Below are 19,352 nucleotides of genomic sequence, written 5' to 3'. Positions count from 1 at the left end.
CTCAGTTACTTCCGAACGCTTCGAATAGGCTGTCTACTTTTTCTATTTTTTGTTTTTTCGATTTTGGTTCTGATTTTTCTTCATATTCATCTTCAGTTGCTAAATTGAACTGATGAATATAGAAATGATAATCACCTTCCATAATATCCATCGGGCTAATATTAAAGTATTTCGCTATCATTCCTATATTTTTATCAATGATTCTTAATACTTCATCATGATTTAATTCTTCATCTTCATCGTCATCTACTTCTGTGTTACTTTCACTTCTACCGTAGGGTTTCCCAACGCACTATTGTATGCATGTGTTAAAGTTTCTTGATAATGTCTAGCATCTAAACCTTCTCGTAATTCATCTACAGTAAATTGATTATTGAAGTATTCAACCATAAACTCTTCATACAAATCTAAAACTTGTAATTCACTTTCTTCAGTTGATTCAGACGGTACTAAATAACCTTCTTCATCACGTTCATAGTTTCCTTTACCATCATTTTTGTACATAATTTTTCTTGTCTTATATTGTAAAGAAATAGCTTTACGATACACACGTCCAGGAACTACTTTAGGTGCAGTTACAGTTCGTTCAGCACCTGCACTATTTACTAAAACAATTTCTTTTAAAAATTCGTATTCTACTTCACTATCAACATTTTCTGTCACTAAGTTTTCAGCTTCTTTTAATAATTCTTCTGTCATTTTTAATTACCATCCTTATAGATTATATTTTTTAATTTTGCGCAAAATTAAAAAGGGGATATGATCCCCTTTAACTTATTCTTCTACTTCTTTGATATATGAATTACCGTTAGGGTGATTCAATAATTGAGCAATACGCTCAGGACTTACTTTCTTGTTAGCTGGTTGAGGATAAGGTTTACCATTTGTATAAACCTTATTGTTATCTTCTAAATCAGTGAAATCTAAAATAACTTCATATTTTTTCTTTTTAGCTTCTGCCATCAGTTATCCCCCCTAAACTCCTGCTGGTGTTCCAGCTACAGTCCATCCTTTTGGTAAGGCTGTTTCTGGTAAAGGTTTGCCGAATACTAATGTATAGAATTTATCTAATGAAGCTTTATCATCCTTTTTAATAACCGCACGATATTCAGCCATACCATCAGATAATCTTTGAGAAAATTCACCGTTCATTGATGCATTACCGAAATCAGTTTTATTTTCAGCTGTTTTCCCGTCATCTCCACCAATTTGGAAAGTACCACGTGTTAAAGCAACAATTTCTACGTCTTTGTTTGCTTTTTCTTTATAGAAAGAGCATCCTACTACAGCAGGATTTAAAGTTCCGCCTTTTTTAAGGACAACCCCGTCTTCATTTACTTCTAATCCTTGTAACCATGCACGCACTTCAAGTTTTAAAGCAAATGCCTGCATATCAACTTTTGTCTTACCTTGTGATACAGCTGACTCTTGTACCTCACCGTCTCCCCAGTTCTCAATCAATTCTTGTTCTGGGTCAACCTTAATTTCTTGTGCACCTCGTACATGTACATAATCACCGTATGCTGGAGCTTTACCTGGTTCATCTGTAGTTAATTCCGTTAAGTGGAAACCACTAATATTTACAAATGAACCTGCTTTTTCTTCGATTTGTTTCAATGCCATAATATAAATCCTCCTAATAAAATAAATTTTTGGTATAAAAAAAGCTGTCAATCTCTCGACTGCCAGCTAATAAATCTCATTTTCATCTAATTCGTATGCATAAAAATAACGCCTTCCGTCTCGGAAAAGCGTTAGAGAATCATTTATTTTTTCTGAATGTGGTTCTAATACATCAATACAATGTATATCTTTTTCTTTAAAAAGCTTTTTAATTTTGTTACCTACAGTTAATAAACCATTTGTTTGCCATATATCAATTTGAATTTTTAATCCACCAGCTAAAATTTGACCATCTCCGAATTCTTCGTCACTGATATCTATCACAGTGATTCTAATGTAAGGTGGTTGAGTGATTAATGTTGCTGGTATCGAAAAGTTTTTGATATTCGATGCAGGGATAATCTTAGTTATCTCAGGAGAATTAATTAAGATATCTCTTATAAATTTATAGGGATCATCCATCATGTTAATTCAACTCCTTTTTAATAACTTCAATCATTGCCTTGCTCACTTTGTCTTTTGACTTTTTGACCGCTTCAGTAATTTTTAGCTGTGGTCTGATACGAACAGTACCCCACTCAACAAAATGAGCTCGATACATTACACCATCACCTCTATGCCAACCTATTGGTATTTCAGGTTCACCATTTACAACTTCAACATCACCAATACTTAATTTTTCTTGAGATTTACCAGTATCAATTGTCAGATTATCTTTTATTGCTTGATGTTGTACTTTTGCTCCTGCAATTAATGCTTTGTCACTAGCTCCTTCGATACGCATCGCAATTTTTTTAAAATTATTTCTAATCTCATCAAAACCACTTGTTTCTACACTCATAAATCTTTCCTTTCAACGACAAGCGTCATATACTTTTGTCGCTCATCAGCATCAAGAATATCTATAATTTCGTACTTAAGCTCTTTGTATTCAACTAGCATTTTTGTGTTGAGCAATTTATTGTATCTTACCTTGAAATAGATAAGTTTATTAGTACCTTCATTCAAAGCATTGCGATAATCATACATCCTGTCATCAATCATTTGTCCCCAAATTTTAGCCACAACTTCAATAACATTGCTTTCCCAGCCATCATCACTACTATCCTTTTCAGAAAATACAGTTAATCTTTTATCAAGTTTTCCAACTTTGTCCGATTTGTTATATCGTCTTTGGTACATAGATAAATGCTCCATATTCTATTTGTAAATGGATAAGTAGAGATTTAAGAGACATTGCAATTAACTCACCTTGTCCGGTTGGTTCTCGGTTTTCATACCAATGTAAGCAAAGCATCTTTAAAGCTAATAGCGCCTGTGGATTTTCTTGTTCAAAATATTCAAATTTATAATTTGTTTTGGCGTAAATAAATGGTTTAGCTGTTTCAATTAATGAATTGATAGTGACATCTTCATCATCACCATCAATTTTTAAAAATTCTTTAACTTCTTCGGTGATCATAGTCACTATCAATCACTCCTTATACTCCAGCCGGCGCAGTTACTGAACTTACATCAATTTGCCCATAAACTACAGCTGCTTTATCTACTAACTGAACATCTTCACGTTCAATGAAACGCATGTCAGTTGAGTTACGAGTGAATGCTTTACCACCAACATTTGTTGTTAAAATAGACTGTTTTTGACGGTCGAACAATGTAACTGCTTCTTTTAAATCACCAATAATCATTGGAGCTTTACCATTTTCAGATGGTAAGAAGGCATTACCAATAACTACAACTTCTTTACCTGCAATTTGTTTCTTAGTTGGGTCTGTGATTAATGGCTGCATTAAATAAGCACCGTTTTTGTCTGTTAATGTGTCTAACCACTGTAAACCGTCTTGATTCGTAATAATTTTAGTTGATGACAAAAACATAGGATCTAAAGTAACGTTCATTGCCATTTTAAAGTCATTGACTGTCGCCATTGGTACTGCCGTCAACGTCTTAATTGCATCTAAAATTAATTTGTTACGAGTAATAACAGACTTACGAGCGCCCCAGCGTGCAGCATATGCAATGATATTTTCATCTGAGTCCTGAATTAAGTCATTTGACATCGGTAAAATACCAGCATAATTTGTGATAGAGTACACGATACGCTCGAATTTAGGTCCATCGATTTCAGGAATTTCTCCCATTTCATCTACTGCTACAAATGGTGTCATCGTTCCTAATTTTTCGTATAAACGAGACCCTTTTGGACGACGAACTGGTTCTACGTTTACTAATTTTTCAAGTGATTCAAAATTACGTTTGAATTCATTAATTTTCATGCTAATGTCTTCAGGAACGATTAAACCACCATCTTCATCTACTTTTTCTACCATTGCATTTGAAACATCACCAGTACGCATAAAGTTTACGAACGCTTTTAATTCATTTTTCGCTTCAGGTGTAACTGGTTCTGCTGGCATAACGTTAAAATCTGCAATTGTATTGACTGTCTTAGCTTTTTCTAAATCATTTAATGCATTGATTTGTTCTAAATAACCTTCTGCTTCTTCGTACTTCGCTTTATACAAATCCATGTCGCCATTGTCAACAGCTTCAGTAGCTTCATCTAAAGCTTTGGCACGTAATGCCTGTAAATCTTTTAATTTCATCTCTTTTCCTCCAATTTTTTTGATTTTTTTCATAAAAAATAAGCATCACCTGTTTGGTATGCCTTTGAGTTGTTATTTAACGACGTAACTTTCCGTCGAGACATTAGATCACCTCTTAGCTATCTTTTAGCAAGCTCAATAATTTGAGCGTATGCTTTAGCCTTTTCAGATTCTAATTCATCATTTTTCATTAAGGTTTTAGGTATATTTTTGTACCTACCAGCGAACGACTTGTCAATTGACGCTGCAACTTTAACATCTTCTGTGACTTCATCAGCAAATCCGTACTTCAATGCATCATCTGCACTGAGCCATGTCTCTTCCTGCATCATTGTTCTGATGTTTGCTTCAGTTGTTTTACCATCTGTCTTATTTAGATAAGTATTCACAATTGACTCGTTTATCTTATCTAAATCATCAGCCACCTTACGCATTTCCCGACTATTACCCATTGCAAAAGTCCATGGATCATGAATCATAAGCATTGCATTATTCGGCATAGTGATTGTATCACCAGCCATTGCGATAACACTTGCTATGGAGGCTGCGCATCCATCAATCCTAGCAACAATATGTGCTTTATGTCGTTTAAGCATCGAATAAATAGCTTGACCTTCAAACACATCACCACCTGGACTGTTAATGTTTAAGTAAATGGTACTTACATCTCCAATTTCCTTTAAGTCGTTGTTAAATTTTTTAGCTGAGCTTTCACTAAACCATCCATCAGACTCAATTGCACCGTAGATATCGATTTCTGCGGTTTCTGAATCAACTACTTTCATAGAATAAAATTTATTCTTTGGCATCTTTTGTATCACCTCCTTTATCTGATTTCCCACGTGCTTTAGAAAGTTGATACTCTTTCATAATCTCTAAAGGTACTAAATTTAAATTACCAAAGCGCATATTTCCTAATTCATCTTCAAGTAATGCCATGTCTTCTAATTCAAGTATTGTATTGATGTCATATGCACCTATTCGCTGCATTGTTTCGTACATCTTCGCTCTAGATTCAGAATCACCACGTAATTCCGCTTCCAGATTGAATTTGCAATAGCGATTTGATGTTTCATCTACAATATTCAGCAATTTGATATTACATTCTTGCTCAAAATTTGTGACGATAGGAAGTATGGTATTGATGACATACTGTAATGATTGTTGTTCGATATTAGAGAATGTTGCACGATCAAGTTCACCAATTTTATGAGGTGGTACTTTATAGATACCTGCAATCTGTAATTTATTAAATTTCATTGATTCAATAAATTGCGCATCTTTTTGTGGTACCGAAATTGTTGTAAAATCCAATCCACCATCAACAATTGCTACATCTTCATCATTATTTACTTCATACCATGCTTCACGTAGCTTTCGCTTGTTTTCAGGATTAACGATTTCAGCACTTTTTAAGATTCCTCGAGGGATTGCACTCTTTTGATAAAATTTTGATTGATGTTTGTTACCACCAATATTAGTAGCAAGGTTTTCTCTAATAACCTCTATTGGTGATAGTCCAACATGTCCATCAAAGCTTAATTCCAGGAAGTGCAACACATCATCTGTATCTAATAAGTAACTTTTACCGTTAATTGTTGTGAAATACATGTACTTTTGCTTATCAGTGTCATATTGCTTAGATGTAGTTAAAGGATTTAACGGTAATAACTCAGATACTTCTCCCCGGCTATTACGCATAATAACGTTGTAAGCATTACCGTATAACATCATTTGAAATATCATGAGCCGTTTCCAAACAAACGGTGTCATATGTGGGTTTGGTTGTTTGTTTAAAATGATATGCACTGGATGAGTAGATTCAGTAGTTAGCTTATTTTTTTCTTTTCTTTTTACTGAAATCGGATATTTCGCTATGTCATCTGCTAAAACTTTAATACACGTAAATACTTCACTTGTCTTTATAGCAGTATCTTCAGATATTTGAGACGACATGTCAGGATTAAACATTGTATTAAACCAATTTCTATCCCCTGTATAGATTTCATTTTTTACTTTATTACTTCGACTACCTAATAACATTTATTCACCTCCTCCTGCCTATCAACATAGCTAAAACGATAAGAAATATTCCCAAAGTAACTAATCCAACAATTAATCCTATTAAAAAAGCAGCAAAGCTAATTAAAGCTATGCCACTAATTAAAAAAATGTCGTCCAGAAACATCAAAATGATACTAATCCACTTCTTTAACACCGCTTCACCCCCTAAAAAGAAAATTCTTGACTTGCTATATGGTCATTAATTGATGGACCTTCATCCACCATTGCCCTTACAAATGCGAATATTGTTGAAGCAATCGGGTCAATTCTATCTTTAGATTTCTGTTTATCAAGCATGATATTACCTTGTGGATCTGATTTTTCAATCGCATTTGATATTGCCCAGGTTAAAACTGGATTATTATTATGTCTAATTTTCTTTTCAAATACACATTCTCTAAAGAATGATGTCGGTTCACTAAGTACTTTCATACTTTGTGATATTTCAACCGTTTTATATCCTTTATATTGCATATTTGATGCGAAATGAGTTGCATTGTACGGGTCATAATCAATCTCAACAACTTTCCAGCCATTTTCCTGGGCAATAATTTCAACATAATGTTCAATATAGTTATAATCAACTACATCCCCAGGTGTAGCTGTTAAATGGCCATCTTCAACCCACATAGAATACGGTACTTTATCTGTATTTTCTCTTTCTTTTAATGCTTCTTCCGGAAGAAATGAATGTGATCGTACATCATACGTTCCGTCTGGCGCAGGGAAAACAAAACTTACAGATGTTAAGTCAATCTTTTTCGACAAATCGACACCAACATAACATTCACGACCAGTTAAATCCGTAGGTGATGTTTCACCACATGCATTCCACTTATCCATTTTCATGTAACCATTGTCTTTTGCATCTACCCATACATTCATGTTTTTTGTTAAAAAGGTTTTCATATAAGATGGAACATCTGATGCACGTTGCATCATTTTTCTAAGATAAGCAATACCTTCATCATGAGATGCTGCAATAGGATTAGCTTTAATCCAATTACGTTCATCTCTAATATCATCGCCTTTATCAAGCTCATTGATCATGACAAAGTAGTTATCGTTTTCAATTGGTATATTTGGATTTAATATTTTAGATACATAATCATATTCAACGGTGTAGCATGGTTTATTTAAGTCATTACCTGCTGTTGTTATGATGAATAGTAATGGTTGTGAACGTGCTCCCATACCAGTCAGAATTACGTCATAAACTTCAGTAGTTTCATGTAAATGGTACTCGTCAATAAGACCAGCTTGCGGGTTAAAACCATCACCCTTTTTGTTATCCTCTTTTGATAAAGATACGATAGTAGAATTAGATTTAAGATGTTCAATTTTTCCGTACTTAGTTTGAAACTTATCTTTGAATTCTGAGTTTCTAATTTGTGCTGACATTTCATTAAAAATGATGTTGGCTTGCTCTTTTTTTGTAGCACCGATATATACTTCGGCCATACCTTCACCTAATGCACTTGCTTCATATGATCCAACGCATGATAAGGTTTGAGACTTCGCATTTTTACGACCGACTTGCCAATATCCTAATGAAAATCTTCTATAACCTGTTTTATAATGCTCCCACCCATAAACATTAGAGAAAATAAATATCTGTATAGGTGCAGGAACAATAGGTGTACCCCTTAATGGTCCCTTTGTATGTTTGAATTTAGTCATCCATTTTAAAAATCTCAGAGCTTTATTTTCATTAAATACATAAGGGAACTGTTTCAGCTTTTCTCGTTCGAGGTCATTTAAAAAGCGAAGACATGCCCACTTATGTTTTTCACAAGCTACAATTTCTCCGCTTAATACATCGTTAGCATATTTAATTAAATAATTTCTTAATTCCATTAAACATCAAACTCCTCATCTTCTTCAGCGAGTTCAGCTTTCGCTTGTGATAGTGCCATTTTTGCTCGTGCCGATGGTGTAAATCCAAACTGAATTCCAAGTTGCCTTACTTGATCATAGAATTGTTTCTTTCTGAGAATTGCTTCTTTATCCATATAAATGGCTTTAACTGCTTCACCAGAATTTTCTTCAGTTAGATTTATCGTTCTAGCAAGACCGTTTTCATTTATTAGCTTTGTGATTTCTACATAATTTGAATACGCATCGCAATACATCGCTAATGCATGAACGTCTAAATTGTTTAACACATCCAATTCAGACATTTCATTAACGATATATCTAAATTCTTTTTTTGCTCCTTTGTCTAACCATGTTGGAGGCTTCAATTTATCTTTCGCTGCTTTCAACGCCTCTTCAGCTTTTCGTCTTTTTTCGATTTCAGCTTTAGTACGTCGATTTTTGTTCCCTTTAATCAACTGAAGTTCAATTGGTTGGGCTTGATTTCCCATATATTTACACCACCTTTCATAATTTACCTATTTGAGATTTTTTTGAGCGAATTTTGTGTGAAGTTGACTGGGACGCCGATGTTTCCGGCTCATTTCTTAGAAATAAGAAGTGGGGGGGATAAAAATTTTTTTTAATTTATTTTTTGATACGCATCCATCTCTTCAACTTGAATGATCTGTTTCATTTTTTCGATGTTGTCTTCAATTTGTTTGAAAACGTTTGTGTGTATTGTTCGTCCTGATGTCTTCACAGTATGTTCGCAAATACTTCTCGCTCTGACTATGTGAATGAATTTACAATTAATCAACTTCAATTTGTTCGTCTCAGATGTACTTAATGTCGTCTTAATCAACCAAATTCTTTTAAACTTATATTTCTCTAATGTCAGATTGTCTATAACATTTCGTATCATGTCATTAGCAATCTCAACTGAGTCATATGCATTGAGTGTTCTGTCATGTTCAGGTTTATCTGTAATTGCTGAAATTAGTTTATTCAGGTCAATCACTATATCTTTTTCTTTATTAAAATTGTTATTAACGAATGTACTCTTTCCGCTACCAGGTAAGCCCACAACAACGATTACTTCTTTTTGATTACTAGTATTCAATCCTTGTTTTGTCTTCTTGTGCTCTTGATTGTGACAAGCACTACATACTGTTTCAAGATTGTTCATATCAAGTCTTAAATTCCAATCATCTTTCAATTCAACAATGTGATGAACGATATTACCTACTGTTGTTATGCCATTACGCTTACATTCCTGACACATGTAGAAGTCACGTTGAAGGACTGCTTGTCTTATGTCCTTCCACTTCTTAGACTGATAGAAGGTGTTATACTCTTTATCTGTTCTACTCTCTTCATACTGTTTATGTTTACTCTTAGTGTTGTTACTATGTATATCACAGTATCTACTATCAGTTGTTCTGCTGCATCCAGGATGTGCACAGACACTCTGTGATCTTGTTGCCATATCATACACCTCATAACAGAAGGACATACGAAACATCGCATGCCCTTACAAATTATCTACGTTATCAGATTAACAGATTATTTACCGCACTTCGCGGGTTCGAGAAGTGCGCGCACATCCCGGACCCGGCAAGTGCGCTAATCAATCCAACCAATCATGTCTGCAAACTTATCAAGTATCTGATTGCGTTTGCGTAATACTGCATATCTACTTATGATATTATCTCCGCTTCTTAGCTTTGTTAATGCATGCGCTATATCTTCCCATTCGTATAGCTCAATGTTGTTGTTCCAATATCTATTCTCAATAATAAACTTCTCATATTCATCACACGTATTATAGATATGTTCTATTGCTGTGATCATACTATCCAAGTTACTATAACGTGCATCATTCATTAACTTAATAACCTGACTCTCAGTAGGTCTACCTGGTATGTTAGACTTCCCTCCACCTACATTGTTATCTTCTTCTACATATAACAGTTCATACTTTCTATATTCTCTTTGCTTCTTCAAGTCCTGGTAATTTATCCAATAATGTTCTAACAATGCTACTCTACTTTTATTTATCGTATTAATGGTCATGCACACCCTCCACATCAATGTTATAATAATAGTGTCGTATATTATTAAATGCATCGCGTGAAGCGGTGCTTTTTTTATTTGAGCTTACTTATTAGATTTGTTATATAAGGTTTCTAATTCATTGATACGCTGCAAAGCCATGAGATAACCATGTGCCTCATCTTTATATCTCGAATCAAGTCCTTCTCTCTTCATACAATACTTATGTCTATATTTTAAAAACTCCTTTATTTCATCAATGATATTAATAGAATCTTTCTTTTCGCTGGAAATAACGCTAGTTCTTAAAAGTTTATCTACAAATTTATCACTTACTTTCGTGACATCTAATGCGATCTTGTCAATTGGCTGACTGCATAATATTTCACTTTGAATCGCTAAAACTTTATCCAGCTTATTAATTAATCTTTCTGCTTCCGTTTGTATTGGGGTAATAATCTTATTGACTTCATCTTCATCAAATTTTATAATGATTGTATTTTTATTTAAGTCTGCCATTTAAATATCCTCCTTTGTTCCTCTAATCAATTTTAAAGCTTCACCAATAAAAGGTATCTCTTCGTGTGGTGCTAATAAGTTTATTACTTCATCAATCCTCTTCTTAGTCACTCTGTTATATTGCAATTCATCTAATGATTCTTCAAATCCGTAATCAAGTAATTCACTGATAGATAGTTTCGATTCAATTAAAGGTTGTCCATATTCATTGATACCTTTCATATCTCTTTGGTTTAGTGTGTCAATAATCTCATCGTGAATACCATTCACATCTTTAACTGCTGGTTGAGCTTGAGGTGTCGGATCATTAACTTCTTCAACTACTGGTTTAATCTCAGAATTAATATCATGTGGCATTGTGAATTCTTTTTTTATCTCTTCTGCTATGATCGTTTGGCGTGGCACTAAATCAAATACTTGTCCGTCTAAATTAATTGTGTTCATTTTGTTTCCTCCATATTTATTATTCATTCGTCATTCTCCTTTTCGAGTTGTTTCCCACTCGTCATTCTCTATTTTTCGTACTACTTCAGCGAAATGTAAATATCGTTCGTAATCCTCTTCAAATCCTTCTTCGTACGCTTTTGTTTTTACTGTTCCAATATGTTCTTTCAACTCATTCCACATTTTTTCATAATTCAAAATCCCTCTTTCCTTTCGTGAGTTATATACTTAACAAACCAAATAACCTCTCAATATCTTCGTGTGTATGACCGTCCCACTTAGGTGCACTTTCAATTTCTTTAACGTCATACATATCCCAGTAAGGTTCAATATGATAATGATAAGTGTACTGTCCGTGTGGTGTCTCAACACCAACAATAAACATCACACCAGGTTTTCCAAACATCGTTCCATCATGGTGCTGTTTAGACTTCCACGCTTTATCTTTATAAGTGTTACAGATAATCGCAAACAATACCGCTCTATCATGATACAGTTGTCCGAACGTGTGATAACCGTCAGATATATCTTTTGTGTTGATTAATCCCACACTTTTCATATTGCTAATATCTTTGTTTGTTCTGTCTGTGTTATATTTTGCATTGTCAAATGATTCTCTTGTCATTCTCATTTCCTCCTAATTTTGCGACCGACATTGATGTCGGTCGCAAGGTCACTATTCAATATTCTGTTTCACTATCCGGCATTTGAAATAGTGTATAAATAAACATACTGCAACGCTTTTAACCAGATATATTCATTAACATCTTTGGAATTTTTATAATCTTCCTTAGCGATGTCAATTGATTCACAAATAAAATTTTTAACATCACATATTCTTATCAATCTATCTGAAGCAATTTCGGCGGTTGCACTAAGTTTTTGTTCTAACTCGTCAGTTCTTTGTTTTTCATTTTCGTAAAGTCTTTTGTAATAATCACTTTCTAATACTCTTAAATCAACCACTGTTGCAATTCCCGTTCCATCTTCAGTTCTTTGAAGACGAACAGTATTGTTTTCTTTGTCGATATGATAGACTTTCCATTCTCGATTTTCCCAGGTGATATTATCGTATATATTAAGCACTCAATGAACCTCCTCATTAGCATTAGTTGTTCCATCCAATAGATTCATTATCTCCACAACTTTCCACGCCATGAATTTACATCCTTCCTGGTAATTGCTATCAGAATTAGCATTTAATAATTCGTTTCTGAATCCTTCTTCACCAGAAAATATAATCTTGACTCTATCCCAGTTATTCTTGCACTCAATTAAATCTTGTACATATTCGAAATGATCTTTTATATCTTTTTCATCTGCAACAATACCTAAGTTGGTCCACTTACCATTAATCTTTACTCTTAAAAATGTTTGTACTTCACTCATTTGTATTCACCCTAATGATTCAAAATTTTACTATCTACATTTCATCTAACCGCTTCTATCTAACAAATCTTTCTAGACCTTTTATTTCACGTAATACAGCCGATATTTTAATCTCATCTGTATATTCAATTTGAGTATCAACTAATACATTGTCACCATAGAATTCAATTTCAGTTTTTTGACTGCTTTCTAAAAATGTTTTTAGATGATTCCATATCTCTTTCCAGAGTTCATTTTCTCTTGATAAAGTCTTTGTATTTATAATCACTGCTGACTTACCTCTCATTGCTTTCTCAGAAACTTGTTTCTGGTACTTCCATGCACCTTCATAAGCACGTTCCCATGTTAAATCAAACAAACCTTCACCTATGCTCTGTTCACTTACATACACACCTGCACAATCGTAATACCTTACTGTTGCAACCTTACCGTCATACATTAACTTGTCTCCAACTTTAAGCATTAACTTTAGCCACCAATAGCTTAACTTTCTTTAAAACATCTATAACATCATCTATGCTTTGATAGCACAATACATCGTCTGTAATGTGGGTATCATAGGTAATATGATCATTCCATAATATTGCTACCTCAAAGTCCTCGTTACCTTTTGTATAAGAAAATGAATGGTTTACTACGCTAGCACCATATCCGTTCTCAAATTTAAATAAATACTGGTCCCCATTATTAATATGTCTATGCAATACGAATGCTTCATGTTTCAAGAAATCAATTACCATCTTTATTTCCTCCCAGTATTCTTGTTACAGCTTTAAAAGCTGCTTTAAAATAATTATTTATTCCTTTTGACATATTTTGTCTAACGGTTTCAATGTCTATATTTTTATATTTAAATTGTTGCTTATTATGCACTTTTTTCTTACACCCTTGCTCAGCCCACATAATTGCTCTATGCCTTCTTGTTCTCATTGTATGACCTCCATATTCTTACGTCCTGCACCTAGATAATCGAAGAAATAACCGTACTTATGCATTACTATTGGTTGTTTCGTTTCTTTGAAATATAAATACGGAATACTCTTCCTACTCATCTTATTCATAAGATCTAAATATTCATCTATGTCGATTTTGTATAGCTCATTCATTGTTCTAAAATATATAAGTATGAATGCCTCACCATTCAAATCTTTTATTTTCTTTAAAAATTGCACCTGGTGAGATAAAACTGATGAAAATGAAAATGAAGTTTTCTGGCATTCCTTTGTATCAAATGCTATAAATCTACCACCATCATCTAAGATACCTGTAAAATCTACTGTGGATTTCTTTTCATATCGTGCACCAACAATCTTTCCATTGCTTCTTATTACTTGTGTTGGCGTAGGTATTTTGTTGATTATTGCAATATTCCTATGTGCATACATTCTGTTAGTATCTTCAATCCTATCTTCAAGCCAGCGTCCTCTGAAACCTTGTTTATTATGTCTCGCTACCAAACTATCATCCCTCACTATAAATTATTAAGAAGCGGCTATTACCGCTTCAATATGTTTCTTAATTTTATGATCATTAATGATTTTTTAACTGTTATTCTAAAACTATGTTTGTATTCATTTGATTTAATTGTTGATTTCATATTCCGCTTTCCTTTCAGTGAAATATGGATCATCTTCATAATATTCAATTTCATCTGGAATAGTAGCTGTAATCCAGTATTCAATAAATTTAGAAAGTATCTTAAATCCCATAAACAATACACAGACAACTAAAAAAACTTTATCTAAGCGAATCATCAATCATCCACCTCTCTCTTGAAAATAACGGTTCAATATATAGCTTTTTAAAATATGGTTGCCTCATGAATCCGGCCATTTCGTAAGCTACTGAATTCCATGTGTTTCCTCTAAAGGTTCTCTTACGTCAATTACTGAAATAAACAGATATTCTCTTTTCAACTCTTCCATCAGACTTTTCTATCTCACATTTTGAAAAGTTGATAAACTGACTAATAATTGTAATTGCGTAACGATCCATGTTTCACCTCATCTGAATTTTTTTAATCAAAATAATCGAATATAGTTGGTTGTCTTTCTGGTCTTACTTGTTTGTATTCAATCTTCATATCATCTTCGAAAAATCCTTCAATCCCAAGTAAATTACCATTTGAGCTATATGCATCATAAATACGTAAAGGACCTCTTGTTCCACCTGTTTCTCTGCTTCTTAAACTAATTTTTGCAATCCCATTTGAACCGACTTGTAGCATTTTTACACTTGATGAAACTTTGATAATTTCTTTCTCCATTGTTTACACCTCACTTAGATTAGAACGGTAAATCATCATCACTGATGTCAATAGGACCGTCAGAATTAGCAAAAGGATTTGTTGCTGGTGTAGATTGTCGTGCTTTATCATGTTGCTCTTGATAATTGTTAGGTGATTGAGCTTGAGGATATTCCTCGTACTGACTACCATCATTACGTGTTCCTTTAGGCTCTAAAAATTGAACACTCTCTGTAACAACTTCAGTTACAAATATTCTGCGTCCTTCTTGATTGTCATAGCTACGTGACTGCAATCGCCCATCCACTCCAGCAAGACTTCCCTTTTTTAGATACGTGTTCACATTCTCAGCTTGCTTACGAAATACTACACAGTTTATAAAGTCCGCTTGTCGTTCTCCGTTAGCATTCGTGTATGTTCTGTTTACTGCTAATGTGAATGTTGCTACTGACACACCTGATGGCGTTACTCTATACTCAGGATCCTTTGTTAAACGTCCTACTAACACAACTCGATTAAGCATCAGCTTCACCCCAATTAATATGGATTGCGTTAACTCGTGCTTCACCATCTGTTCTAGCGTTATAAACTCTCTTGATTAAATCTTTATCAATTTCAAGATGTTCTGCTAAATCGTTTATAAATCTTTCTGTATTGTTAGAAAATAATATTTGTGCCTCTCTACCATATTCGAAGAATATATCTTCTGTGATAAAAGTTGATGTCATACCATATTGAGCATCTAATAGAATTCTATTACCAACAACTTCAAATGCTTTTTCTACATGACTTTCATAAGCTTCTTTCTGTTTCTTTTTTGCTGTTTTAATTAAGTTGTTCATGTTTTACGCTCCTTTTTTGTAAATCTTGTTATATTCTTCTGTTAATTTTTCTATCGCATCTTCAGTCCATTCCTTTTCGGTTAACTCATAAATTTCTTTTTTTGCTTCCAGGTATAGTTCGAGAGAAACTTCATTATTTTCTGAAATTTGAGTATCATTGCTAACCCATTTAGGAGTCATTTCTCTACTTTCTTGATTCCTATAATTTCCATTTTTTCTTGCTTTCTCTTGAGCTTTTAACTCTGCTTGCTCAACTGTCTTGATATTTTCAACCCTACATCTCTTAAATATTGATTCTATATATCCATAACGTGTAGCTTTATTGTTTGCTGCAATCTTCATTGCATACATCATTAGGTCATAGCCAAATTCATCTAAATCTTCTGTCATAGATTTGATTATTGAATTGTTAGGTGTTTGATCTATGTTTTCAGTATAGAATTTGTAAACTGCTGCAAATTGTTTCTCGTCCACCGCCACCGCTTTTTTCTCTGGTGGTGTAGTCTCTTGTGTAATCTCTGTAGTAGTCTCTGTGTAGTCTATGGTATTGGTCATGTCATTTTGACCTTCTCCATTAGGTCGATTTGACCCACTCGTCAGGTCATTTTGACCTAATGGAGTTGTTCTATGTGACCCACTCGTCAGGTCATTTTGACCTGTTCGATTGGACCACTGATTATCAGCGTTGTTATCGATAAGGTCATTTTGATCTGATGCATAGAATTGTTCTTCAATTTGCTTAATTACTTCATAGTCGATTGAATACCAAATTGTCTTATCAAACTTTGCTTTGTTGAAGTTTCCCGTGATAATAACACCTTTTTTCTTAAGCGTTGTTAGCGTTCTTTTTATCGTTGATTCACTCCAAAATGGTAACTGCTTTCTCCAACCCTCATATGTGTTATAGATCCACTTTCTATTTTCAATAAAATGAGTACTTCTATCTAACCAGTAGTGCATTTGCTGCACCATTATTGCTTCGTTTAATCCTATTGCTACAGCAAGCTTTGGGCTTACTTGGATAGGATAATCATGTATTAGTAACTTAGACATTCTATTCACCTCTTAAATCCGCTTCAATTTGATAAATAACTTCACTCTGTAACTGCCATGTTTCTATAAATCTGATTGCATCTTTATATTTGCCACGTGGTATACTTTGATAGTTTGGCACGCTAAATGCTGTATAAAGACTTCTGTAAAGGGCTGAATATACCTTTCTGCTTATCTTGCTGATAGGTATGCCATTAAATTGGTTTTTCATTATTTCAGTAGCTTTACGTTTAATTGTTTGATGAATGTGTTTAGATTCACCAGGAAATACTGGTATTGTTGTTTCAATTGCTGTTACGCGTTCATCAAGTTCATTGTTACCTTTTGCAATTAGTTGAATTTGTTCCTGTGTTGTTAATGGTTTTGTCTGATAGACACCTGTCCTTCTCAGTGTAGGAAGCACATCATCAAAAACCCATTCTTCAAACTGTTGTGACGTTTCTAATTTAGAATTGCTAATTAATCGATAAAGATTACCTTCACTAATGAATTTCTTAGATTGATTGCCCCCTGGTGAAAGGACCTCGTGAAACACGACCCCCTTATCTTTAGTATGTCTTTTAATAGCATCATGTGGATTTGAATATCCTAATTTAAGTGCTACATCTGTTGCCGGAAAAAATACTTTCCCATCTCTCTCTAAAACTTGTAATGATCCGAATTGTTCATTATCAAATATTTTTAATTCGCTCATGCTATCGCTCCTTTATTTGTTATAATTTTCTTAATCTAATAAGAAAGGTGGTGAATAATATGACGTTCTTTATTCGTCAAGCAAGTAATGGTCAATACTATTTCGTAATAAAATCAGATAACCACGAAATAGTTGCAACTTCAGAAATGTATCACTACAAATCAACTGCCCAAAACACTATTGATGCAATGAAACACGGTATTAACCTTTCAAGTAAAGTTATTGATATGACTGTTTAGCCTTGCTGAATATTCTAGTAATTTAGAAGTATCATTATTGTTATAATCAGTGATTAATCCAGATGATATTTCTAATAAATCATCTGGATTAGCTGATTTATTGTAATAAAGTGATTTATTAGAAAAATCTTCATTTGCTCTAATATTAATTTTTGATTTCTTAGCTTTCTTAATCTCCTCCGCCAAGATGCAGGTTAAGAGGGCTATTTTTAGATATTTAATCATTTATTTTCACCGTCCTTCGTGATACAATATATGTATCAAATATTTTTAATTCGCTCATGCCGCTTCTATTTCTTATAGATGCGGCTTTTTATTTGATGTAATACTCGATATAAAACTTATCTGTTTCTTCACAAAAATAAGAATCAACATAGATCAACTTGTTATTTGATTTACATTTAATGACCTCTGCCATCCAAATGCCTTTCTCATACCAATCAAATACATCTTTCTGTAATTTCTTCTCAGGTTTAATTAATTTGACGATTTCTTTTAACACGTTTCTTCCCCCCTTCATAATTTGCATATAAACTTAAGTTACTTATACCAGCAACGATACACGCTAAAAAAGTTGTACTACCTTCATCCATCTGTGTAAAAGATGAATATATTAACGCAAATGATAGTGATGATAATGTAATTACTATTCCTGCAATAATCGTTAAAATTAATCTCATTCTTCATTCTCCTTTTATTAAATCTCTACTGTGCCCGCATCTTTACTTACTTAATTCATACATAATTATTTTTGTTACTTCCTTAGTTTTTTCTGTGTCCCACCAGGACTTCCCTTGCCGTACAACTTCATACACTTTCATACGTGGGTCCTTCTTAAAATGTAGGTCGAAGTATTTAGGAGATATGCACAAGCGATTGCATAGCTCCTTTTTATCGACAAACCAATCACCCCTAGCCATTGATAACACCTCCAACTAAATGTTCAAATTATTGAACTTTAGGTTTAAAAAAATATTGATGTATTTCTCGCTTTGGTATAGATAATAGTTCAATTGCTTTGAACATATCAGCATCTCGCCAACTAACTTTATTGTTTAACTTAAGTGAAAGGCTACGTTCAGACATCTTCATAGCAACTGCAAAATTAAATTGCGTCCCATACTTCTCAACTATACGACCATTTAACATAGAATAATCAAACTCCAAAACTGCACCTCCATTCGTTCAAATATTTGAACTACATTCATAGTACACAATTATTTAAATCAAGTCAATTAAAATAGTTAAAAATTTTGAACATTGTTATTGAACTTTTATTCAAGACGTTGTATCATAAGTTATATGATACTTCAGGAGGAAAATAATATGACATTAACATCTGAAAGATTAAAAGAAATAATGAGAGAGCGTAATTTAAAACAAATAGATATTTTAAATAAAAGTGAAAAATATCAAAAGTCACTTGGAATAAAAATGTCTAAAAGTCATCTTTCTCAATATGTTAACGGTAAATCTTCACCAGATCAGCATAAGTTATTTTTGTTGAGTAAAACTTTAGGTGTATCAGAGGCTTGGTTAATGGGATATGATGTTCCAAAACATATTAATCAAAATGAAAAAACAGATAATTTAAATGATAATAAATCTACTAACTCAAACATTGAAACTATCGCTGCACATATCGATGATGATGTTACTGAAGAACAAATGAAAGATATTATAAAGTATATTGAGTTTGTTAAAACAAATAAATTTTAATAA

Annotated in this window: 38 protein-coding genes; 2 read left to right on the top strand and 36 right to left on the bottom strand. The window is 33.3% G+C overall.

The features are described 5' to 3' along the window. Window position 1 precedes the first annotated feature (1 nt). The 32 genes from JJJ02_RS01255 to JJJ02_RS01100 form a co-directional block, all read right to left on the bottom strand. Complete coding sequence (locus JJJ02_RS01255) at window positions 2-181, bottom strand: hypothetical protein (protein WP_240836968.1); 180 nt, start codon at window positions 179-181, stop codon at window positions 2-4. A 65-nt stretch (window positions 182-246) separates the two neighbouring features. Then, window positions 247-699 carry a phage tail assembly chaperone G gene (gene gpG, locus JJJ02_RS01250; protein WP_240836966.1) on the bottom strand — a complete coding sequence of 151 codons (453 nt, stop codon included), beginning with the start codon at window positions 697-699 and terminating at the stop codon, window positions 247-249. Window positions 700-774: 75 nt separating this feature from the next. Then, window positions 775-963 (bottom strand): hypothetical protein, encoded by a 189-nt coding sequence (locus tag JJJ02_RS01245; protein ID WP_240836964.1) that lies wholly within the window; start codon window positions 961-963, stop codon window positions 775-777. Window positions 964-975: 12 nt separating this feature from the next. Continuing rightward, window positions 976-1,623 (bottom strand): major tail protein, encoded by a 648-nt coding sequence (locus JJJ02_RS01240; RefSeq protein ID WP_240836962.1) that lies wholly within the window; start codon window positions 1,621-1,623, stop codon window positions 976-978. Between the two features lie 66 nt (window positions 1,624-1,689). After that, complete coding sequence (locus JJJ02_RS01235; protein WP_240836960.1) at window positions 1,690-2,088, bottom strand: hypothetical protein; 399 nt, start codon at window positions 2,086-2,088, stop codon at window positions 1,690-1,692. Window position 2,089: 1 nt separating this feature from the next. Further along, window positions 2,090-2,464, bottom strand: a complete 375-nt coding sequence (locus tag JJJ02_RS01230; protein ID WP_240836958.1) for an HK97-gp10 family putative phage morphogenesis protein — start codon at window positions 2,462-2,464, stop codon at window positions 2,090-2,092. Further along, window positions 2,461-2,805 (bottom strand): phage head closure protein, encoded by a 345-nt coding sequence (locus JJJ02_RS01225; protein ID WP_240836957.1) that lies wholly within the window; start codon window positions 2,803-2,805, stop codon window positions 2,461-2,463. The genes JJJ02_RS01230 and JJJ02_RS01225 overlap by 4 nt, the downstream gene beginning before the upstream one ends. Then, complete coding sequence (locus JJJ02_RS01220; protein WP_240837215.1) at window positions 2,786-3,085, bottom strand: head-tail connector protein; 300 nt, start codon at window positions 3,083-3,085, stop codon at window positions 2,786-2,788. Before JJJ02_RS01220 ends, JJJ02_RS01225 begins: the two co-directional genes overlap by 20 nt. 19 nt (window positions 3,086-3,104) lie before the next feature. After that, a complete protein-coding gene (locus JJJ02_RS01215) occupies window positions 3,105-4,265 on the bottom strand; it encodes a phage major capsid protein (RefSeq protein ID WP_240836955.1) in 1,161 nt (386 codons plus the stop codon). A gap of 86 nt (window positions 4,266-4,351) precedes the next feature. Then, a complete protein-coding gene (locus JJJ02_RS01210) occupies window positions 4,352-5,041 on the bottom strand; it encodes a head maturation protease, ClpP-related (protein WP_240836953.1) in 690 nt (229 codons plus the stop codon). Next, entirely contained in the window at window positions 5,028-6,275 is a 1,248-nt protein-coding gene (locus JJJ02_RS01205) for a phage portal protein (RefSeq protein ID WP_240836951.1), read from the bottom strand. Before JJJ02_RS01205 ends, JJJ02_RS01210 begins: the two co-directional genes overlap by 14 nt. A gap of 4 nt (window positions 6,276-6,279) precedes the next feature. Then, complete coding sequence (locus JJJ02_RS01200; protein ID WP_240836949.1) at window positions 6,280-6,450, bottom strand: hypothetical protein; 171 nt, start codon at window positions 6,448-6,450, stop codon at window positions 6,280-6,282. A gap of 11 nt (window positions 6,451-6,461) precedes the next feature. After that, window positions 6,462-8,153 carry a terminase large subunit gene (locus tag JJJ02_RS01195; RefSeq protein WP_240836947.1) on the bottom strand — a complete coding sequence of 564 codons (1,692 nt, stop codon included), beginning with the start codon at window positions 8,151-8,153 and terminating at the stop codon, window positions 6,462-6,464. After that, window positions 8,153-8,662 carry a phage terminase small subunit P27 family gene (locus JJJ02_RS01190; RefSeq protein ID WP_188017598.1) on the bottom strand — a complete coding sequence of 170 codons (510 nt, stop codon included), beginning with the start codon at window positions 8,660-8,662 and terminating at the stop codon, window positions 8,153-8,155. Before JJJ02_RS01190 ends, JJJ02_RS01195 begins: the two co-directional genes overlap by 1 nt. Window positions 8,663-8,793: 131 nt before the next feature. Then, window positions 8,794-9,639: an HNH endonuclease gene (locus JJJ02_RS01185; RefSeq protein ID WP_240836945.1), complete on the bottom strand. Its 846-nt coding sequence runs from the start codon at window positions 9,637-9,639 to the stop codon at window positions 8,794-8,796. A gap of 137 nt (window positions 9,640-9,776) precedes the next feature. Then, window positions 9,777-10,226, bottom strand: coding sequence for a transcriptional regulator (locus JJJ02_RS01180; protein ID WP_188017596.1), 450 nt, complete (start codon window positions 10,224-10,226; stop codon window positions 9,777-9,779). 84 nt (window positions 10,227-10,310) lie between these two features. Continuing rightward, on the bottom strand, window positions 10,311-10,724 hold the full coding sequence (locus tag JJJ02_RS01175; RefSeq protein WP_240836937.1) for a hypothetical protein: 414 nt from the start codon (window positions 10,722-10,724) through the stop codon (window positions 10,311-10,313). After that, a complete protein-coding gene (locus JJJ02_RS01170; RefSeq protein ID WP_240836935.1) occupies window positions 10,725-11,168 on the bottom strand; it encodes a hypothetical protein in 444 nt (147 codons plus the stop codon). A gap of 30 nt (window positions 11,169-11,198) precedes the next feature. Then, window positions 11,199-11,366 carry a hypothetical protein gene (locus JJJ02_RS01165; RefSeq protein ID WP_240836934.1) on the bottom strand — a complete coding sequence of 56 codons (168 nt, stop codon included), beginning with the start codon at window positions 11,364-11,366 and terminating at the stop codon, window positions 11,199-11,201. Between the two features lie 22 nt (window positions 11,367-11,388). After that, window positions 11,389-11,793, bottom strand: coding sequence for a WDGH domain-containing protein (locus JJJ02_RS01160; protein ID WP_240836932.1), 405 nt, complete (start codon window positions 11,791-11,793; stop codon window positions 11,389-11,391). Between the two features lie 71 nt (window positions 11,794-11,864). Beyond that, window positions 11,865-12,254: a hypothetical protein gene (locus tag JJJ02_RS01155; RefSeq protein ID WP_240836930.1), complete on the bottom strand. Its 390-nt coding sequence runs from the start codon at window positions 12,252-12,254 to the stop codon at window positions 11,865-11,867. Beyond that, a complete protein-coding gene (locus JJJ02_RS01150) occupies window positions 12,255-12,557 on the bottom strand; it encodes a hypothetical protein (protein WP_240836929.1) in 303 nt (100 codons plus the stop codon). A 55-nt stretch (window positions 12,558-12,612) separates the two neighbouring features. After that, window positions 12,613-13,020 (bottom strand): hypothetical protein, encoded by a 408-nt coding sequence (locus JJJ02_RS01145; protein WP_240836927.1) that lies wholly within the window; start codon window positions 13,018-13,020, stop codon window positions 12,613-12,615. Beyond that, window positions 13,013-13,297: a hypothetical protein gene (locus JJJ02_RS01140; RefSeq protein WP_240836925.1), complete on the bottom strand. Its 285-nt coding sequence runs from the start codon at window positions 13,295-13,297 to the stop codon at window positions 13,013-13,015. Before JJJ02_RS01140 ends, JJJ02_RS01145 begins: the two co-directional genes overlap by 8 nt. Beyond that, window positions 13,287-13,487: a hypothetical protein gene (locus tag JJJ02_RS01135; protein WP_240836923.1), complete on the bottom strand. Its 201-nt coding sequence runs from the start codon at window positions 13,485-13,487 to the stop codon at window positions 13,287-13,289. Before JJJ02_RS01135 ends, JJJ02_RS01140 begins: the two co-directional genes overlap by 11 nt. Then, the gene (locus JJJ02_RS01130) at window positions 13,484-14,029 is read right to left on the bottom strand and encodes a Holliday junction resolvase RecU (protein WP_240836921.1); all 546 of its coding nucleotides are present in this window, start codon (window positions 14,027-14,029) and stop codon (window positions 13,484-13,486) included. Before JJJ02_RS01130 ends, JJJ02_RS01135 begins: the two co-directional genes overlap by 4 nt. Before the next feature lie 108 nt (window positions 14,030-14,137). Next, window positions 14,138-14,311: a hypothetical protein gene (locus JJJ02_RS01125; protein WP_240836919.1), complete on the bottom strand. Its 174-nt coding sequence runs from the start codon at window positions 14,309-14,311 to the stop codon at window positions 14,138-14,140. Between the two features lie 263 nt (window positions 14,312-14,574). Further along, the gene (locus JJJ02_RS01120) at window positions 14,575-14,823 is read right to left on the bottom strand and encodes a hypothetical protein (RefSeq protein ID WP_240836917.1); all 249 of its coding nucleotides are present in this window, start codon (window positions 14,821-14,823) and stop codon (window positions 14,575-14,577) included. Between the two features lie 19 nt (window positions 14,824-14,842). Further along, window positions 14,843-15,325, bottom strand: a complete 483-nt coding sequence (gene ssb / locus JJJ02_RS01115) for a single-stranded DNA-binding protein (protein ID WP_240836913.1) — start codon at window positions 15,323-15,325, stop codon at window positions 14,843-14,845. Further along, window positions 15,318-15,644: a hypothetical protein gene (locus tag JJJ02_RS01110; protein WP_240836906.1), complete on the bottom strand. Its 327-nt coding sequence runs from the start codon at window positions 15,642-15,644 to the stop codon at window positions 15,318-15,320. The genes ssb and JJJ02_RS01110 overlap by 8 nt, the downstream gene beginning before the upstream one ends. Window positions 15,645-15,647: 3 nt before the next feature. Beyond that, entirely contained in the window at window positions 15,648-16,697 is a 1,050-nt protein-coding gene (locus JJJ02_RS01105; protein WP_240836904.1) for a DnaD domain-containing protein, read from the bottom strand. A gap of 1 nt (window position 16,698) precedes the next feature. Continuing rightward, window positions 16,699-17,391 (bottom strand): BRO family protein, encoded by a 693-nt coding sequence (locus tag JJJ02_RS01100; RefSeq protein ID WP_240836903.1) that lies wholly within the window; start codon window positions 17,389-17,391, stop codon window positions 16,699-16,701. 59 nt (window positions 17,392-17,450) lie between these two features. Here JJJ02_RS01100 and JJJ02_RS01095 point away from each other — a divergent pair, with 59 nt between their 5' ends. Then, window positions 17,451-17,630 carry a YegP family protein gene (locus JJJ02_RS01095; RefSeq protein WP_240836901.1) on the top strand — a complete coding sequence of 60 codons (180 nt, stop codon included), beginning with the start codon at window positions 17,451-17,453 and terminating at the stop codon, window positions 17,628-17,630. On the opposite strand, the gene JJJ02_RS01090 is transcribed toward JJJ02_RS01095, so the two are convergent. From JJJ02_RS01090 to JJJ02_RS01075, 4 genes are all read right to left on the bottom strand, one after another. Beyond that, window positions 17,601-17,816, bottom strand: coding sequence for a hypothetical protein (locus tag JJJ02_RS01090; RefSeq protein WP_240836900.1), 216 nt, complete (start codon window positions 17,814-17,816; stop codon window positions 17,601-17,603). The genes JJJ02_RS01095 and JJJ02_RS01090 overlap by 30 nt on opposite strands. Window positions 17,817-17,943: 127 nt before the next feature. Further along, the gene (locus JJJ02_RS01085; RefSeq protein WP_240836899.1) at window positions 17,944-18,132 is read right to left on the bottom strand and encodes a hypothetical protein; all 189 of its coding nucleotides are present in this window, start codon (window positions 18,130-18,132) and stop codon (window positions 17,944-17,946) included. Next, window positions 18,104-18,310 (bottom strand): hypothetical protein, encoded by a 207-nt coding sequence (locus JJJ02_RS01080; protein WP_240836897.1) that lies wholly within the window; start codon window positions 18,308-18,310, stop codon window positions 18,104-18,106. Before JJJ02_RS01080 ends, JJJ02_RS01085 begins: the two co-directional genes overlap by 29 nt. A 268-nt stretch (window positions 18,311-18,578) precedes the next feature. Further along, window positions 18,579-18,797, bottom strand: coding sequence for a DUF739 family protein (locus tag JJJ02_RS01075; protein ID WP_111715562.1), 219 nt, complete (start codon window positions 18,795-18,797; stop codon window positions 18,579-18,581). 159 nt (window positions 18,798-18,956) lie between these two features. Here JJJ02_RS01075 and JJJ02_RS01070 point away from each other — a divergent pair, with 159 nt between their 5' ends. Beyond that, window positions 18,957-19,349, top strand: coding sequence for a helix-turn-helix domain-containing protein (locus JJJ02_RS01070; RefSeq protein ID WP_240836895.1), 393 nt, complete (start codon window positions 18,957-18,959; stop codon window positions 19,347-19,349). Window positions 19,350-19,352: the final 3 nt, after the last annotated feature.

The organism is Macrococcus sp. PK, assembly GCF_022501545.1.
GTDB lineage: Bacteria > Bacillota > Bacilli > Staphylococcales > Staphylococcaceae > Macrococcoides > Macrococcoides epidermidis.
This window is presented reverse-complemented; position numbering and strand designations above follow the sequence as displayed.

What these genes read in the sequence shown, in the direction of transcription:
- JJJ02_RS01100 (WP_240836903.1), bottom strand. Translation starts at nt 17,391, where the DNA reads ATGAGCGAATTAAAAATATTTGATAATGAACAATTCGGATCATTACAA.
- JJJ02_RS01110 (WP_240836906.1), bottom strand. Translation starts at nt 15,644, where the DNA reads ATGAACAACTTAATTAAAACAGCAAAAAAGAAACAGAAAGAAGCTTAT.
- JJJ02_RS01170 (WP_240836935.1), bottom strand. Translation starts at nt 11,168, where the DNA reads ATGAACACAATTAATTTAGACGGACAAGTATTTGATTTAGTGCCACGC.
- ssb (WP_240836913.1), bottom strand. Translation starts at nt 15,325, where the DNA reads ATGCTTAATCGAGTTGTGTTAGTAGGACGTTTAACAAAGGATCCTGAG.
- JJJ02_RS01145 (WP_240836927.1), bottom strand. Translation starts at nt 13,020, where the DNA reads ATGCTTAAAGTTGGAGACAAGTTAATGTATGACGGTAAGGTTGCAACA.
- JJJ02_RS01160 (WP_240836932.1), bottom strand. Translation starts at nt 11,793, where the DNA reads ATGACAAGAGAATCATTTGACAATGCAAAATATAACACAGACAGAACA.
- JJJ02_RS01070 (WP_240836895.1), top strand. Translation starts at nt 18,957, where the DNA reads ATGACATTAACATCTGAAAGATTAAAAGAAATAATGAGAGAGCGTAAT.
- JJJ02_RS01240 (WP_240836962.1), bottom strand. Translation starts at nt 1,623, where the DNA reads ATGGCATTGAAACAAATCGAAGAAAAAGCAGGTTCATTTGTAAATATT.
- JJJ02_RS01215 (WP_240836955.1), bottom strand. Translation starts at nt 4,265, where the DNA reads ATGAAAAAAATCAAAAAAATTGGAGGAAAAGAGATGAAATTAAAAGAT.
- JJJ02_RS01220 (WP_240837215.1), bottom strand. Translation starts at nt 3,085, where the DNA reads ATGATCACCGAAGAAGTTAAAGAATTTTTAAAAATTGATGGTGATGAT.
- JJJ02_RS01210 (WP_240836953.1), bottom strand. Translation starts at nt 5,041, where the DNA reads ATGCCAAAGAATAAATTTTATTCTATGAAAGTAGTTGATTCAGAAACC.
- JJJ02_RS01095 (WP_240836901.1), top strand. Translation starts at nt 17,451, where the DNA reads ATGACGTTCTTTATTCGTCAAGCAAGTAATGGTCAATACTATTTCGTA.
- JJJ02_RS01175 (WP_240836937.1), bottom strand. Translation starts at nt 10,724, where the DNA reads ATGGCAGACTTAAATAAAAATACAATCATTATAAAATTTGATGAAGAT.
- JJJ02_RS01255 (WP_240836968.1), bottom strand. Translation starts at nt 181, where the DNA reads ATGATAGCGAAATACTTTAATATTAGCCCGATGGATATTATGGAAGGT.
- JJJ02_RS01180 (WP_188017596.1), bottom strand. Translation starts at nt 10,226, where the DNA reads ATGACCATTAATACGATAAATAAAAGTAGAGTAGCATTGTTAGAACAT.
- JJJ02_RS01225 (WP_240836957.1), bottom strand. Translation starts at nt 2,805, where the DNA reads ATGTACCAAAGACGATATAACAAATCGGACAAAGTTGGAAAACTTGAT.
- JJJ02_RS01125 (WP_240836919.1), bottom strand. Translation starts at nt 14,311, where the DNA reads ATGATTCGCTTAGATAAAGTTTTTTTAGTTGTCTGTGTATTGTTTATG.
- JJJ02_RS01140 (WP_240836925.1), bottom strand. Translation starts at nt 13,297, where the DNA reads ATGGTAATTGATTTCTTGAAACATGAAGCATTCGTATTGCATAGACAT.
- JJJ02_RS01205 (WP_240836951.1), bottom strand. Translation starts at nt 6,275, where the DNA reads ATGTTATTAGGTAGTCGAAGTAATAAAGTAAAAAATGAAATCTATACA.
- JJJ02_RS01135 (WP_240836923.1), bottom strand. Translation starts at nt 13,487, where the DNA reads ATGAGAACAAGAAGGCATAGAGCAATTATGTGGGCTGAGCAAGGGTGT.
- JJJ02_RS01120 (WP_240836917.1), bottom strand. Translation starts at nt 14,823, where the DNA reads ATGGAGAAAGAAATTATCAAAGTTTCATCAAGTGTAAAAATGCTACAA.
- JJJ02_RS01080 (WP_240836897.1), bottom strand. Translation starts at nt 18,310, where the DNA reads ATGAGATTAATTTTAACGATTATTGCAGGAATAGTAATTACATTATCA.
- JJJ02_RS01235 (WP_240836960.1), bottom strand. Translation starts at nt 2,088, where the DNA reads ATGATGGATGATCCCTATAAATTTATAAGAGATATCTTAATTAATTCT.
- JJJ02_RS01230 (WP_240836958.1), bottom strand. Translation starts at nt 2,464, where the DNA reads ATGAGTGTAGAAACAAGTGGTTTTGATGAGATTAGAAATAATTTTAAA.
- JJJ02_RS01190 (WP_188017598.1), bottom strand. Translation starts at nt 8,662, where the DNA reads ATGGGAAATCAAGCCCAACCAATTGAACTTCAGTTGATTAAAGGGAAC.
- JJJ02_RS01185 (WP_240836945.1), bottom strand. Translation starts at nt 9,639, where the DNA reads ATGGCAACAAGATCACAGAGTGTCTGTGCACATCCTGGATGCAGCAGA.
- JJJ02_RS01105 (WP_240836904.1), bottom strand. Translation starts at nt 16,697, where the DNA reads ATGTCTAAGTTACTAATACATGATTATCCTATCCAAGTAAGCCCAAAG.
- JJJ02_RS01150 (WP_240836929.1), bottom strand. Translation starts at nt 12,557, where the DNA reads ATGAGTGAAGTACAAACATTTTTAAGAGTAAAGATTAATGGTAAGTGG.
- JJJ02_RS01195 (WP_240836947.1), bottom strand. Translation starts at nt 8,153, where the DNA reads ATGGAATTAAGAAATTATTTAATTAAATATGCTAACGATGTATTAAGC.
- JJJ02_RS01245 (WP_240836964.1), bottom strand. Translation starts at nt 963, where the DNA reads ATGGCAGAAGCTAAAAAGAAAAAATATGAAGTTATTTTAGATTTCACT.
- gpG (WP_240836966.1), bottom strand. Translation starts at nt 699, where the DNA reads ATGACAGAAGAATTATTAAAAGAAGCTGAAAACTTAGTGACAGAAAAT.